The sequence below is a fragment of the Micromonospora sp. NPDC005413 genome, from assembly GCF_040606435.1.
Taxonomy (GTDB): domain Bacteria; phylum Actinomycetota; class Actinomycetes; order Mycobacteriales; family Micromonosporaceae; genus Micromonospora.
In genome coordinates, this window is record NZ_JBEXEV010000023.1 from 24818 (window position 1) to 40116 (window position 15299).

Consider the following 15299-nt stretch of genomic DNA (forward strand, 5'->3'; position numbering starts at 1 on the left):
GAGGGGCGTGCCGGCCGCTGAGCGGGCGACGTAGGCTCGGGGGCGTGACGGTGAGCCGGGAGATCGACGACATCCTGCAGCGTGGCGCGGACGGCGGGCGGATCACGCCCGAGGAGGCGCTGCTGCTCTACACCGAGGCGCCCTTCCACGCCCTGGGCGAGGCGGCGGACGCGGTGCGCCGACGGCGTTACCCGGACAACATCGTCACGTACCTGATCGATCGCAACATCAACTACACCAACGTCTGCGTGACGGCGTGCAAGTTCTGCGCCTTCTACCGCGCGCCCAAGCACAAGGAAGGGTGGACCCACCCGACCGAGGAGATCCTGCGCCGTTGCGGCGAGGCGGTCGAGCTGGGCGCGACCCAGGTGATGCTCCAGGGCGGGCACCACCCGGACTACGGCGTCGAGTACTACGAGGAGCTGTTCTCCTCGGTGAAGCAGGCGTACCCGCAGCTGGTCATCCACTCGATCGGCCCCAGCGAGATCCTGCACATGGCCAAGGTCTCCGACGTGAGCCTGGACGAGGCCATCGCCCGGATCAAGGTCGCCGGCCTGGACTCGATCGCCGGCGCCGGCGCGGAGATGTTGCCCGAGCGGCCGCGTAGGGCCATCGCGCCACTCAAGGAGTCGGGTGAGCGCTGGCTGGAGGTCATGGAGCTGGCCCACCGGCAGGGCATCGAATCGACCGCCACCATGATGATGGGCACCGGCGAGACGCACGCCGAGCGGATCGAGCACCTGCGCATGATCCGCGACGTGCAGGACCGCACCCACGGGTTCCGGTCCTTCATCCCGTGGACGTACCAGCCGGAGAACAACCACCTCAAGGGCCGCACCCAGGCGACCACGCTGGAGTACCTGCGGCTGGTCGCGGTGGCCCGGCTCTTCTTCGAGACCGTGCCGCACCTGCAGGCGTCCTGGCTGACCACCGGCAAGGACGTCGGGCAGCTTTCGCTGCACATGGGCGTGGACGACCTCGGCTCGATCATGCTGGAGGAGAACGTCATCTCCTCCGCCGGTGCGCGGCACCGCTCCAACCTGCACGAGCTGATCGGCATGATCCGCTCGGCGGACCGGATCCCCGCGCAGCGGGACACCCTCTACAACCGGCTGGCCGTGCACCACACGCCGGCCGACGACCCGACCGACGACCGGGTGGTCTCGCACTTCTCCTCGATCGCGCTGCCCGGCGGCGGCGCGGGCAAGTCGCTGCCACTGGTCGAGGTCAACTGACGCGGGTCGACGTCCAGCCGTTCGGCTGACCGAGGCTCATGCTCCCGCCCGGACGCACCAGCGGTCCGGGTGGTCCCCGCCGCCGCACCGTCAGGCTGCCCGGTGCGGGGGTGGTGGAGATGATCGTCGGCGGCTAGCGTCGCGGCTCATATCCGTCGCCACGGTGAACCGGTGAAATCAGCGCGACCGTGCTGGTGGCGGGTGGTCTGATGGTCCTGGTCGTGGGCTGTCCTCCATCGGCCCGCTGAGGGTCGTTCATATAACGCACGGCGGTACGGGCGGGATGGGTGACCATCCCGCCCGTACCGTCTGCCCAGCTCGGGCCGGACGGATGAAAACGGGTCCGCCGGCTGGCGTGGAACATCGACCTCCGATAGCGTCCGCTCGTTCCGCAACCATTCTTTCTTCCCTACCCCCGGGGGACTGATGACAGCGTTCCACCGCTCGACCCTGGTTCGCGCCAGCGTCGTGGCGTTGCTCGCGGCCGGTGGCCTGGCTGCCGTGGCCGCCCCAGTGTTCGCGGCCGAACAGGCCGACCTGGCCCTGGTGCCGCTCAGCTACAACCTGGCCAAGGGCGTCACGGAGGCCAAGAGCAAGCCGTTCAAGTTCGTTGTCGACAACACCCGGAGCGAGGAAGACGCCAAGGGCGTCAGCTACACCGTCGACACCAGCAACCTGAAGAAGGGCAAGGTCGGGGTTGTGGTGCCCGACGGCTGCCGGGTGAACGGCAAGAAGTTCACCTGCCGTCTCGGCGACCTTCCGGCCGGCACCAGCGAGGACTTCGGCATCCCGATCTTCTCCACCGGTGGTCGGGGCGCGGCCGGCACGCTGGTGGTCACCATCCGCTCGGCCACCGATGACCCCAACAAGGAAGACAACAAAGTCGAGCACGACATCACCGTCACCGAGCCCGGCTACGACCTGACCAGTTGGGTGCAGGACGTCAACGCGAACGTCGTGGTGAACGGCGTCAACGGCGACGACCCCGACCTTCGGCCGGTGCGCCCGGGCGAGACGGTGCCGCTGGACTGGGCGGTCTACAACGACGGCAGCCGCAAGGCGACCGGCCTCTCCTACGTGCTCACGCTCCCGGCCGGAGTCACCTTCGACACCCTGCCGGACACCTGCACCTCGCAGACCTTCGGCGTCGCCCAAGCGCTCTGCCAGGACGACGGCGCGGTGATCCGACCCGGCGAGTACTACACGGCGGACATCAAGGTGACGGTCGGCAAGGACGTCACCGAGCCGGTGCTGCGGGTCGGTGAGCTGGTGGCGCATGGTCTGGACGCTGCGGCGGGCAAGCCCGAGGAGCAGTCTGAGCGGGCCACCAGCGCACAGCGGAAGACCTTCACCGAGGTCGACGAGAGTGACAACCAGGCGATCTTCGACGTCTTCGTCGACCTGACCGTGCAGCCGACGGCCACGCCGACCTCGACCCCCACGGCTACGCCGACGGCCACGCCCACGGCTACCCCGACGCCGACCGCGACGGCCACGCCGACGCCAACGGCCACGCCGACGGAAACCCCGACGCCGACCGACTCGCCGACCCCGACCGACTCGCCGACGCCGACGGAAACGCCGACGCCAACGGCCACGCCAACGCCGACCGAGACGGCCACGCCGACTCCGACGGCCACGCCGACGCCGACCGCGACGGCCACGCCGACGCCGACTGCGACTGCGACGGCCACGCCGACTGCGACGGCCACGCCGACGGCCACGCCGACTGCGACGGCCATGCCGACGGCCACGCCGACTGCGACGGCCACGCCGACGGCCATGCCGACTGCGACGGTCACGCCGACGGCGACCGCGACGGCCACGCCGACGCCGGGTGGCACATTGAGTCCGGGCGGTACGACGACACCGGGCTCGCCCACGTCGCCGGTCGACGGTGGCGGCGGCTCCGGCGGTGGTGGCCTGCCGGTGACCGGTGTGCAGGTCGGCCTGATCGGCGGCATCGGCGCGATCATCCTGCTCGTGGGCGGGGCACTGCTGGTGCTCTCCCGCCGGCGCAAGGTCGTCCTGGTCGCCCCGGGTGACGAGACGTCGACCGACTGACACAGGTGCGACGGCAACCGGCGCGATGACAGAGGCGCCGTGACGCCGGCATGACGCGAGGGCGGGGTGGGCGACCACCCCGCCCTTTCGCGTACCGGGTGCGTGCCGCGCCACCCAACGGCCGCTGGTCGGAGGGTGGCTGGCAGAGTGGAGGCGTGAGCCGTACCCCGCAGGGCCAGCGCGCCAGTCTGGACAAGCAGCCGCACGAGGTCGCCGCGATGTTCGACGACGTGGCGGAACGTTACGACCTGACCAACACGGTGCTCTCCTTTGGTCAGGATCGTTCCTGGCGTCGGGCCACCCGGGCGGCACTCGGGCTGCGGCCGGGCGAGCTTGTGCTGGACGTTGGCGCGGGCACCGGCGTCTCGACGCAGGAGTTGGCGCAGTCCGGGGCGTACGCGGTCGGCGCCGACCTGTCGCTGGGCATGCTGTACGCCGGCAAGCGGGCACGTCCCGAGGTGCCGCTGCTGGCCGGAGACGCGCTGCGGCTGCCGTTCGCCGACGCCAGTTTCGACGCGGTGACCATCTCCTTCGCGCTGCGCAACGTCAACGACACCGACGCCGCCCTGCGGGAGCTCGCTCGGGTGACCCGGCCGGGCGGGCGTCTGGTGGTCTGCGAGTTCAGCACCCCGGTCAACCCGGCCTTCCGGACGGTCTACCTGTCGTACCTGATGCGGTCGCTGCCGGCGGTGGCCCGCACGGTGTCCAGCAACCCCGAGGCGTACGTCTATCTCGCCGAGTCGATCCGGGCCTGGCCGGCGCAGGCCGCGCTGGCCGCGCGGGTCGCCGCAGCGGGGTGGGGACGGGTGGCGTGGCGCAACCTGACCGGTGGTGTGGTGGCCCTGCACCGGGGGATCCGCGAGTAGCGCTATGCGAGGACGGGCACGGACATTATTCAGGTTTCGTGAATATCGGTCTTTAGTCCACTTTGCCCCGTACGCTCGTCCGCATGACCGGATCACACCCGGCGGACCCGGTAACCGCCACCGACGACGACGCGGCCGAACTCATCGCGCAGTTGCGCGCGTTGGCCGGAGCCGATCCGGCGGAGGTCCGGCAGGTGGTCGCCGAGGTGTTGGCGGCGCTGGATCGAGCGGCGGGTGGTGCTCTCCGCGAGCATCTGCCGGAGACCATCCGGGTCGATGCGGGCCTGGATGCCCCCAGTCCGGCCTGACACCTGACTGCTGTAGACGGTCAAGAGCTGTCACATCGGCGAGTTAGGTACCCCTGATCCTGCGCAGGTATGACGCCGGTCATACACTCGTCCCGTTGAGCTTGTGAAGCAATTCACGAGCGTGCGGGAGGAGGCGCGAATGACCGCGGTAGAACACGACGCCGACGTCATTGTCGTGGGCGCCGGTCCCGGTGGATCAGCGACTGCGTACCACCTGGCCCGGCACGGCGTACGGGTGCTGATGTTGGAGAAGACCGAGTTCCCACGGGAGAAGGTCTGCGGCGACGGGTTGACCCCGCGCGCGGTGCGCCAGCTCATCCGGATGGGTGTGGACACGTCGCCCGAGGCTGGCTGGCTGCACAACCGCGGCCTGCGGGTCATCGGCGGTGGGGTGCGCCTCGAGCTGGACTGGCCGGATCTCGCCAGCTTCCCCAACTACGGCCTGGTGCGAACGAGGCTGGACTTCGACGACCTGCTCGTCCAGCGGGCGGTGGCCGCCGGCGCCAAGCTGCGGACCAGCGTCAACGTGCTGGGCCCGGTGCTCGACGGCGACGGCCGGGTCACCGGCGTCGAGGCGGAGGTCGGCCCGGGCAAGGAGCCCGCCACCTTCCACGCCCCGCTGGTCGTTGCGGCCGACGGGGTCTCCGGCCGGTTCCCGCTCGCGCTCGGGCTGGCCAAGCGGGAGGACCGGCCGATCGGCGTGGCCGTCCGCCGCTACTACCACTCGCCTGCCAAGCACGACGACAACTACCTCGAGTCCTGGCTGGAGCTGCGCAGCAAGGACAGCGGCGACAACCTGCTGCCCGGGTACGGCTGGATCTTCGGCCTCGGCGACGGCCGGGTCAACGTCGGCCTCGGCGTGCTCAACTCGTCGTCCGCGTTCGGCAAGACCAACTACCGCCGGCTGCTCACCGACTGGCTCGCCAACACTCCCGAGGACTGGGGGATGACCGACGAGACCAACGCCGACGGCCCGATCCTCGGCGCCGCGCTGCCGATGGGCTTCAACCGGGTGCCCCACTACACCCGCGGCGTGATGCTGGTCGGCGACTCCGGCGGCATGGTCAACCCGTTCAACGGTGAGGGCATCGCCTACGCGATGGAGTCCGGCGAGCTGGCCGCCGAGGTCGCGGTCCAGGCCCTCGCCCGGCCGGCCGGCCCGGAGCGGGAGCGAGCGCTCATGGCGTACCCGAACGAGCTGAAGGCCCGGCTCGGCGGCTACTACCGGTTGGGCGGCATCTTCGTGAAACTGATCGGCCGCCCGGAGATCATGCGGATCGCCACCAAACACGGCATGCCGCATCCGACGCTGATGCGTTTCGTGCTCAAGCTGTTGGCCAACCTGACCGACCCGCGTGGCGGGGATGCGATGGACCGGGTCATCAACGCGATGACGAAAGCAGCACCAGCCGTATAGATGACTGGCGTCTTGGCTGGTCACAGCCCCGACGCCGACAAAGATCGACCCCCGCTGGCTGCCACTGCGAGGGACGTGAATAGTGTGATTTTCGTCAAGCACCGAGGGCAGGGAAGGACGAGCAGGAGAAAACGATGTCGCTCTCGCCTTACGCACCGATCATCGGGCTGTTCGCCCTCGCCGCGGCGTTCTCGCTGTTTTCCGTTGGCGCCGCGCGCTTCGCCGGTCCCCATCGCTACAACAAGGCCAAACTCGAGGCATACGAGTGCGGCATCGAGCCCAGCCCGCAGCCGGTCGGCGGCGGACGGTTCCCGATCAAGTTCTACCTGACGGCGATGCTCTTCATCGTCTTCGACATCGAGATCATCTTCCTCTACCCCTGGGCGGTCTCGTTTGACGCTCTGCCGATCTTCGGCTTCGTGGAGATGGTCCTGTTCATCGTCGCGGTCTTCGTCGCGTACGCCTATGTGTGGCGGCGCGGCGGCCTGGACTGGGACTGAGGAAGGAACGTCAGATGGGCATCGAGGAGAAGCTTCCCGCCGGCGTCCTGCTCACCTCGGTGGAGAAGCTGGTCAACTGGTCCCGGAAGTCGTCCGTGTGGGGCGCTACCTTCGGCCTGGCCTGCTGCGCCATCGAGATGATGGCCGCCGGTGGTCCCCACTACGACATGGGCCGCTGGGGCATGGAGGTCTTCCGGGCGTCGCCCCGGCAGGCCGACCTGATGATCGTGGCTGGCCGGGTGAGTCAGAAGATGGCCCCGGTGCTGCGCCAGATCTACGACCAGATGGCCGAGCCCCGCTGGGTGCTCTCGATGGGCGTCTGCGCCAGCAGCGGCGGCATGTTCAACAACTACGCCATCGTGCAGGGCGTCGACCACGTGGTGCCGGTCGACATGTACCTGCCCGGCTGCCCGCCCCGGCCGGAGATGCTCATCGACGCGATCCTCAAGCTCCGCGAGAAGATCATGTATGAGCCGTTGGGCCCGAACGGCCGCAAGATGCTGGCTGCCCGCCAGGAGCGCGGCGATGTTCCGATCGTTCCCTACGGCTCCATGCCCTCCTCGTACCGGAGCGACAAGGCCCGGCGCGCCGAGTGGACCCGCGCGGTCCGCGAGGGCCGCGAGGAGCAGCTGCGGATCGAGAACTGGATGAACGCTCAGAACCACCTCCACCCGCAGGCAGGCCCCAAATGACGTCACCCACCGACAAGCCCAACGACGGCGGCGTGCCGGTGCCGGTCACGCCGGCCGGCGCCAGCACCACCGCCCCGGCCGAGTACCCGCCGGCCAGCCCGGCGGGGCGCGGCATGTTCGGCAACCAGGGCACGGGCGACGTGTCCGGCTACGGCGGCCTGGTCCGCCAGCGCCAGCCCATCGAGGAGGCGCCCCGGCCGTACGGGGGCTACTTCGACGAGGTCCGCGACGCGTTGGAGGAGGCGTACCCGGCCTTCGGCGACGCGATCGAGAAGGTCGTGGTCGACCGGGATGAGCTGACCCTGCACGTACGCCCGGAGCGGATCGCCGAGGTCTGCCAGGTGATGCGGGACGACCTGGCGCTGCGTTTCGAGCTGTGCTCGTCGGTGTCCGGTGTGGACTACCTCGGTGCCGACGAGCGCCGGCTGCACGTGGTCTACCTGCTCACCTCGATGACCTACCGGCGTCGGGTCCGGCTGGAGGCTGCGGTCTCCGTCGAGGCCCCGCACCTGCCCAGCGTGACCGCCATCTACCCGACCGCGGACTGGCAGGAGCGGGAGGCGTACGACATGTTCGGCATCGTCTTCGACGGCCACCCCAACCTGACCCGGATCCTCATGCCGGACGACTGGGAGGGCCACCCGCAGCGCAAGGACTACCCGCTCGGTGGCGTGCCGGTCGAGTACAAGGGCGCCGAGATCGCGCCGCCGGACCGGAGGAGGTCCTACCAATGACCACGTCGAACTATGCGACCGAGCATGAGACCACCGAGGGTCGGGTCTTCACCGTCACCGGTGGGGACTGGGACACGATCGTCTCGGGCACCGACCCGATCAACGACGAGCGGATCGTCGTCAACATGGGTCCGCAGCACCCGTCCACGCACGGGGTGCTGCGGCTGATCCTGGAGCTGGAGGGCGAGACGGTCCGCGAGGCCCGCTCGGTCATCGGCTACCTGCACACCGGCATCGAGAAGAGCCTCGAATACCGCAACTGGGTCCAGGGCTCGACGTTCGTGACCCGGATGGACTACCTCGCCCCGATCTTCAACGAGACGGCGTACGCGCTGGCGGTCGAGAAGCTGCTCGGCATCACCGACGACATCACCGAGCGGGCCACCACCATCCGCGTGCTGATGATGGAGCTCAACCGGATCTCGTCGCACCTGGTCTGGCTGGCCACCACCGGCATGGAGCTGGGCGCGATCTCGATCATGCTGTACGGCTTCCGCGAGCGGGAGTACATCCTCGACATCTTCGAGACCATCACCGGTCTGCGCATGAACCACGCGTACGTCCGGCCGGGTGGTGTGGCGCAGGACGTGCCGGACGAGGCGATCGTCAAGATCCGCGAGTTCCTCAAGATGATGCCGAAGAAGCTCAAGGAGTACGAGGACCTTCTCTCCGGCCAGCCGATCTGGACCGAGCGCACGAAGAACGTCGCGGTGCTGGATGTGACCGGCTGCGTGGCGCTCGGCATCACCGGGCCGGTACTGCGCTCCGCAGGCCTCGCGTGGGACCTGCGCAAGACCATGCCGTACTGCGGTTATGAGACGTACGAGTTCGACGTGCCGACCCACCCCGACGGTGACGTGTGGGGCCGCTACCTGGTCCGGCTCGCCGAGATCCGGGAGTCGATGAAGCTGGTCGAGCAGGCGCTGGACCGGCTCCGGCCGGGCCCGGTGATGGTCGCCGACCGCAAGATCGCCTGGCCGGCGCAGTTGGCCATCGGCGTCGACGGCATGGGCAACTCGCTGGAGCACGTCGCGAAGATCATGGGTCAGTCGATGGAGTCGCTGATCCACCACTTCAAGTTGGTCACCGAGGGCTTCCGGGTCCCGCCCGGCCAGGTGTACGTCGGCATCGAGTCGCCCCGCGGCGAGTTGGGCGTGCACGCGGTCTCCGACGGTGGCACCCGGCCGTACCGGGTGCACTACCGGGAGCCGAGCTTCGTCAACCTCCAGGCCCTCCCGGCGATGGCCGAGGGCGGTCTGATCGCCGACGTGATCGCCGGCGGTGCCTCGTTGGACCCCGTGATGGGTGGTTGTGACCGATGAGCTTTTCTGACGAGACCCGGGAGCGGGCGCGCGAGATCATCGCCCGTTACCCGGCGGACCGGTCCCGCTCGGCGTTGCTGCCGTTGCTGCACCTGGTGCAGGCCGAAGAGGGGTACGTCTCCCCGGCCGGGGTCGCGTTCTGCGCCGAGGTGCTCGGGCTGAACAAGGCCCAGGTCGGCGCGGTGGCCACCTTCTACACCATGTACAAGCGGAAGCCGACCGGTGACTTCCTGGTCAGCGTCTGCACCAACACCATGTGCAACGTGCTCGGTGGCCAGGAGGTCTACGACACCCTCTCGGAGCACCTGGGCGTCGGGCACGACGAGACGACCGCCGACCAGAGGATCACGCTGGAGCACGCCGAGTGCCTGGCGGCGTGCGACTACGGCCCGGTGATGACGGTCAACTACGACTTCTTCGACGGCGTGGACCCGTCCACCGCGGTCAGCGTGGTCGACGAGCTGCGGGCGGGCGGGCGGCCGATGCCGACCCGCGGTGCCCGGCTCTGCACGCTCAAGGAGATGGCGGTGCAGCTCGCCGGTTTCGCCGACGAGCGCGACGGCGCGGTCGCCGACGGCGGGCCGGGTGAGCCCACCCTGCGCGGGCTGCGGCTGGCGCAGCAGCACGGCGTCTCGGTGCCGGGGTTCGACCCGAACACCCCGATCCGCAGCAAGGCGGAGGCGGACAAGGCGGCGGCGAAGGCGAAGGCCACCGAGGCCGCCGCGAAGCCTGCCGTTGAGCCCGCCACGCCGACCAGCCCGGTGAAGGGCGGCGACGGCGCCTCCGTCACGGTTCCGGCGGAGACCTCGCCGCCGGCCCCGCGCGACGCGCAGGAGGCCCAGGCCGCCGGCGTGGCGGCCAACGCGCCGGCCAGCGACCGCAAGCCCGCCGGTGACTCCACCGGTGCGCAGGAGCGCAACCTCAACGAAGCGTCGGCGAGCGCCGGTGGCGCGAACTCCGCCGCCGCGAGCGAAACGGGGGCCCAGAAGTGACCACTCCCCGCCCGGAGACGCTGGCCAAGCTGACGCCGGTGCTGACCAAGCGCTGGCTGTCGCCGGACGCCTGGCGCATCGGCACGTACGAGCAGTTGGACGGCTACGCCGCCCTGCGCAAGGCGATCAAGGCCCACCCGGACGACCTGATCCAACTGATCAAGGACTCGGGTCTGCGCGGCCGGGGCGGCGCCGGCTTCCCCACCGGTCTCAAGTGGGGCTTCATCCCGCAGGGCGACGGCAAGCCGCACTACCTGGTGGTCAACGCCGACGAGGGCGAGCCGGGCACCTGCAAGGACCTGCCGCTGATGACCCACGACCCGCACGCGCTGATCGAGGGCGTGATCATCGCGTCGTACGCGATCCGGGCCAACCGCGCCTACATCTACATCCGGGGCGAGGCGGTGCACGCCGCGCGCCGGCTGCGCAACGCCGTCCAGGAGGCGTACGACAAGGGCTACCTCGGCCGGAACATCCTGCGCAGCGGGTACGACCTGGAGCTGGTGGTGCACTCCGGCGCCGGGGCGTACATCTGCGGCGAGGAGACGGCGCTGCTGGACTCGCTGGAGGGGTTCCGGGGTCAGCCCCGGCTGCGCCCACCGTTCCCGGCCACCCACGGCCTGTACGCGAGCCCGACGGTGGTGAACAACGTCGGCACCATCGCCAGCGTGCCGCCGATCGTGCTCGGTGGTGCCGACTGGTGGAAGAGCATGGGCACCGAGAAGTCCTCCGGGCCGATGATCTATTCGCTCTCCGGCCGGATCGTCAACCCGGGCCAGTACGAGTGCTCGATGGGCGTCACGCTGCGCGAGCTGCTGGAGTTGGCCGGTGGGATGCAGCTCGGGCACAACCTGCGGTTCTGGACCCCGGGCGGTTCGTCCACCCCGCTGCTCGCCGCCGAGCACCTGGACGTGCCACTGGACTTCGAGGGGGTGGCGGCGGCCGGCTCGATCCTCGGCACCACGGCCACCCAGATCTTCTCCGACCAGGACTGCCCGGTCTACGCGACGTACCGGTGGCTGGAGTTCTACCACCACGAGTCGTGCGGCAAGTGCACCCCGTGCCGCGAGGGCAACTACTGGATGGTCCGGGTCTACCGGCGGATCCTCGCCGGTCAGGGCACCCACGAGGACCTGGACACCCTGCTGGACACCTGCGACAACATCCTCGGCCGCTCGTTCTGTGGCCTGGGTGACGGCGCGACCAGCTCGGTGACCTCGTCGCTGCAGTACTTCAAGCAGGACTACCTCGACTACATCGAGGGACGTACCGCACCCAAGCTGTCGGAGAAGACCCTGGTAGGGGCGCACTGATGACCGACGTAGCCAAGCAGACCGAGACCGTCACCCTCACCATCGACGGCGTCGAGGTCACCGCCCCCAAGGGGACGCTGCTGATCCGGGTCGCCGAGCAGATGGGCACCGAGATCCCCCGCTTCTGCGACCACCCGCTGCTGGCCCCGGCCGGCGCGTGTCGGCAGTGCCTGGTCGAGGTGGAGGGGCAGCGCAAGCCGGTCGCCTCCTGCACCCAGGCCGTCGCCGACGGCATGGTCGTGCGTACCCAGATCACCTCCCCGGTGGCCAAGAAGGCGCAGGAGGGGGTGATGGAGCTGCTGCTGCTCAACCACCCGCTGGACTGCCCGATGTGTGACAAGGGCGGCGAGTGCCCGCTCCAGAACCAGGCGATGTCCACCGGCCGCACCGACTCGCGCTTCCACGAGCACAAGCGGGAGTACGAGAAGCCGATGGCGATCAGCAGCCAGGTGCTGCTGGACCGCGAGCGCTGCGTGCTCTGCCAGCGGTGCACCCGGTTCTCCGATGAGATCGCCGGCGACAAGTTCATCGACCTGATGGGCCGGTCGTCCGCCGAGGAAATCAACATCTACCGGGACGACGCGTACGGCGAAGAGGGCGACGCCGGGGATGTCCCGTTCAACTCCTACTTCTCCGGCAACACCGTGCAGATCTGCCCGGTGGGTGCGCTGACCGGTGCCCAGTACCGCTTCCGGGCCCGCCCGTTCGACCTGGTCTCCAGCCCGAGTGTCTGCGAGCACTGCTCGGCCGGCTGCGGGCAGCGCACCGACTGGCGGCGCGGCAAGGTGCTGCGCCGGCTGGCCGGCGACGAGCCGGCGGTGAACGAGGAGTGGAACTGCGACAAGGGCCGGTGGGGCTTCCAGTACACCCGGGCCACCGACCGGCTGACCACCCCGCTGGTCCGCGACGAGCACACCGGTGAGCTGCGCGAAGCGTCCTGGAGTGAGGCGCTCACCAAGGCCGCCGAAGGGCTGCACGCGGCTCGGGAGAGCGGGCAGGGCACGGCGGTCCTCACCGGCGGTCGGCTGACCGTCGAGGACGCCTACGCGTACGCGAAGTTCGCCCGGGTCGCGTTGAACACCAACGACATCGACTTCCGGGCCCGTCCGGTCTCCCGCGAGGAGGCCGACTTCCTGGCCAGCTCGGTCGCCGGGGTCACCGACGTCACCTACACCGACGTGGAGAACGCGCCGGCGGTGGTGCTGGTCGGCCTGGAGCCGGAGGAAGAGTGCCCGATCCTCTTCCTGCGGCTGCGCAAGGCGTACCTGAAGAAGACCTTGACGGTGTACGCGCTGGCGCCGTTCGCCACCCGTGGCCTGGAGAAGCTCGGTGCCAAGCTGGCCCGGGTGGTGCCGGGCGAGGAGGCCAACGTGCTCGCCGAGCACGCCACGGTCACCGAGGCGCTGAGTGCACCGGGCGCGATCCTGCTCGTCGGCGAGCGGTTGGCATCTGTGCCGGGTGGGCTGTCCGCCGCGGCGGACGTCGCTCGGCGTACCGGCGCGAAGATGGCCTGGGTGCCGCGGCGCGCGGGTGACCGCGGCGCGGTCGACGCGGGCTGCCTGCCCAACCTGCTCCCCGGTGGACGGCTGGTCACCGAGCCGGCCGCTCGGGCCGAGCTGGGTGAGGCGTGGGACATTCCGGCCGGGGTGATCCCGAGCCAGGCCGGTCGGGACACCGACGGCATTCTCGCCGCCGCGGCCAACGGGCAGCTCGGCGCGTTGGTCGTCGGCGGTGTCGACCCGGCCGACCTGGCCGACCCGCGCCTGGCCGAGGCCGCCCTGGACGCGGTGCCGTTCCTGGTCAGCCTGGAGCTGCGCGGCAGCGCGGTGACCCGGCGGGCGGACGTGGTGCTTCCGATCGCCCCGGTGGTCGAGAAGGCCGGCAGCTTCCTGGACTGGGAGGGTCGGCTGCGCCCGTTCGAGCCGGTGCTGGACACGGCGGCCATGACCGACGGTCGGGTGCTCGACGCGCTGGCCGCACTGCTCGACGTGCGGCTCGGCACCGCGGACGTGCCGAGCGTGCGTCGCGAGCTGGGCATGCTGCCGGCGACGCGTACGTCTCGGCCGGCCGCGCCGTCGGTGGCGCCGGGCCGGGTGCCGCAGCCTGGTGCCGGGGAGGCCGTGCTGGCCACCTGGCACCAACTGGTGGACCTCGGCACGCTGACCGACGGCGACGAGAACCTCGCCGGCACCGCCCGTCCGCCGGTGGTCCGGCTGGGTAAGGGCACCGCCGAGGCACTCGGTGTCGCCGACGGCGACGCGGTCACGGTCGGCACCGACCGGGGGGCGCTGACCCTGCCGGCGGAGCTCACCGAAATGCCGGACGGCGTGGTCTGGCTGCCGACCAACTCACCCGGCTCGACCGTGCGACGCAGCCTCGGGGCGACGTCCGGCGCGGTCGTCCGGCTCTCCGTCCCCGCACCGCGCGTGGCCGTCCCGGCCGGGCGGGTGGCGGCCGACGAGACCGGCCTTCCGGGTCCGCTCCTCAACACCGGGGGTAACCAGTGAGTCCGATCTACCTGGCCCAGGACCCGACGCTGGCCGACTTCGGCCGGGATCCTTGGTGGCTGGTTCTCGGCAAGATTGTCTTCGCGTTCGCCTTCGGTCTGCTGGCCACCCTGCTCGGTGTCTGGTTCGAGCGGCGCGTCGTCGGTTACATGCAGGTGCGGCCGGGCCCGAACCAGGTCGGTCCGTTCGGCCTGCTGCAGACCCTCGCCGACGGCCTGAAGATGGCCTTCAAGGAGGACATCCTGCCGAAGGCGGCCGACAAGGTCGTCTACTTCTTCGCCCCGACCATTTCGGTGATCTGCGCGGTCACCGCTCTGTCGGTGGTGCCGTTCGGCCCGATGGTGAGCATCTTCGGCCACCACACGCCGTTGCAGGTCACCGACGTGCCGGTGGCGGTGCTGCTGCTGCTGGCCTGCTCCTCGATGGGCGTCTACGGCATCGTGCTGGGCGGCTGGGCCTCCGGCTCGACGTACCCGCTCCTCGGTGGTCTCCGGTCGACCGCCCAGATGATCTCCTACGAGGTCGCCATGGGGCTGAGCATCGTGGCGGTCTTCATGACCGCCGGCACGATGAGCACCAGCGGGATCGTCGCCGCTCAGGGCGACGCCACGCGGCTGACCATCTTCGGCACCGAGATCCCGGCGCCGGGCTGGTACGCGATCCTGCTGCTGCCGAGCTTCATCATCTTCTTCATCGCCACCGTGGGTGAGACCAACCGGGCGCCGTTCGACCTGCCCGAGGCCGAATCCGAGCTGGTCGCGGGCTTCATGACCGAGTACAGCTCGCTCAAGTTCGCGCTGTTCATGCTCAGCGAGTACGTCGCGATGGTGACCATGTCCGCGGTCACCACCACGCTGTTCCTCGGCGGGTGGCGGGCACCGTGGCCGATCACCATCTGGGAGGGCGCCAACTCCGGTTGGTGGCCGATGCTCTGGTTCTTCGGCAAGGTGATCGCGCTGGTCTTCGTCTTCGTGTGGCTGCGCGGCACGCTGCCCCGGCTGCGCTACGACCAGTTCATGCGCCTCGGTTGGAAGGTGCTGCTGCCGATCAACCTGGTCTGGATCCTGGTCCTGTCGGGCCTGCGCTCCATCGAGGACTGGGACACGCGCGGCAAGGTCATCGCCGTCGGCATCCCGGCCGGCCTCCTGCTGATCGCCACGCTGTTCTGGCCCAACCGCAAGCCCCAGCCGACGCCGACGACGCAGGAACAGGTCGACAACCGGCCGTACGGGAGCTTCCCGCTGCCACCGATGGATCTTCAGGTACCACCGAGCCCGCGCATCACGCGCGTGGTCGCCGAGCGGGAGCCGGCCAACATCGTTGCCGGCTCGGACTCCAGGGAGGTGTGA

Annotated in this window: 12 protein-coding genes and 1 pseudogene; all 13 read left to right on the forward strand. The window is 70.0% G+C overall.

Annotated features, from left to right (window positions below; genetic code table 11):
• The first annotated feature begins 44 nt into the window (after positions 1-44).
• Positions 45-1235, forward strand: coding sequence for a cyclic dehypoxanthinyl futalosine synthase (gene mqnC / locus ABZS37_RS22155; protein WP_355171697.1), 1191 nt, complete (start codon positions 45-47; stop codon positions 1233-1235).
• Between the two features lie 426 nt (positions 1236-1661).
• Positions 1662-2735, forward strand: a pseudogene (locus tag ABZS37_RS22160) (cell wall anchor protein); the annotation flags it as partial.
• A gap of 719 nt (positions 2736-3454) precedes the next feature.
• Positions 3455-4165: a demethylmenaquinone methyltransferase gene (locus ABZS37_RS22165; RefSeq protein WP_355171699.1), complete on the forward strand. Its 711-nt coding sequence runs from the start codon at positions 3455-3457 to the stop codon at positions 4163-4165.
• A gap of 83 nt (positions 4166-4248) precedes the next feature.
• Complete coding sequence (locus tag ABZS37_RS22170) at positions 4249-4473, forward strand: hypothetical protein (protein ID WP_355171701.1); 225 nt, start codon at positions 4249-4251, stop codon at positions 4471-4473.
• Between the two features lie 139 nt (positions 4474-4612).
• Complete coding sequence (locus ABZS37_RS22175; protein ID WP_354992695.1) at positions 4613-5890, forward strand: geranylgeranyl reductase family protein; 1278 nt, start codon at positions 4613-4615, stop codon at positions 5888-5890.
• Positions 5891-6024: 134 nt separating this feature from the next.
• Positions 6025-6390: an NADH-quinone oxidoreductase subunit A gene (locus ABZS37_RS22180; protein ID WP_121655464.1), complete on the forward strand. Its 366-nt coding sequence runs from the start codon at positions 6025-6027 to the stop codon at positions 6388-6390.
• 14 nt (positions 6391-6404) lie between these two features.
• Complete coding sequence (locus tag ABZS37_RS22185; protein WP_124821345.1) at positions 6405-7082, forward strand: NADH-quinone oxidoreductase subunit B; 678 nt, start codon at positions 6405-6407, stop codon at positions 7080-7082.
• Positions 7079-7816, forward strand: a complete 738-nt coding sequence (locus ABZS37_RS22190; RefSeq protein ID WP_355171704.1) for an NADH-quinone oxidoreductase subunit C — start codon at positions 7079-7081, stop codon at positions 7814-7816. The genes ABZS37_RS22185 and ABZS37_RS22190 overlap by 4 nt, the downstream gene beginning before the upstream one ends.
• Positions 7813-9138: an NADH-quinone oxidoreductase subunit D gene (locus ABZS37_RS22195; RefSeq protein ID WP_355171706.1), complete on the forward strand. Its 1326-nt coding sequence runs from the start codon at positions 7813-7815 to the stop codon at positions 9136-9138. The genes ABZS37_RS22190 and ABZS37_RS22195 overlap by 4 nt, the downstream gene beginning before the upstream one ends.
• Entirely contained in the window at positions 9135-10130 is a 996-nt protein-coding gene (nuoE, locus tag ABZS37_RS22200; RefSeq protein ID WP_355171708.1) for an NADH-quinone oxidoreductase subunit NuoE, read from the forward strand. Before ABZS37_RS22195 ends, nuoE begins: the two co-directional genes overlap by 4 nt.
• On the forward strand, positions 10127-11443 hold the full coding sequence (gene nuoF / locus ABZS37_RS22205; protein ID WP_355171710.1) for an NADH-quinone oxidoreductase subunit NuoF: 1317 nt from the start codon (positions 10127-10129) through the stop codon (positions 11441-11443). Before nuoE ends, nuoF begins: the two co-directional genes overlap by 4 nt.
• A complete protein-coding gene (locus ABZS37_RS22210; RefSeq protein WP_355171712.1) occupies positions 11443-13950 on the forward strand; it encodes an NADH-quinone oxidoreductase subunit G in 2508 nt (835 codons plus the stop codon). The genes nuoF and ABZS37_RS22210 overlap by 1 nt, the downstream gene beginning before the upstream one ends.
• The gene (nuoH, locus tag ABZS37_RS22215) at positions 13947-15299 is read left to right on the forward strand and encodes an NADH-quinone oxidoreductase subunit NuoH (protein WP_355171714.1); all 1353 of its coding nucleotides are present in this window, start codon (positions 13947-13949) and stop codon (positions 15297-15299) included. Before ABZS37_RS22210 ends, nuoH begins: the two co-directional genes overlap by 4 nt.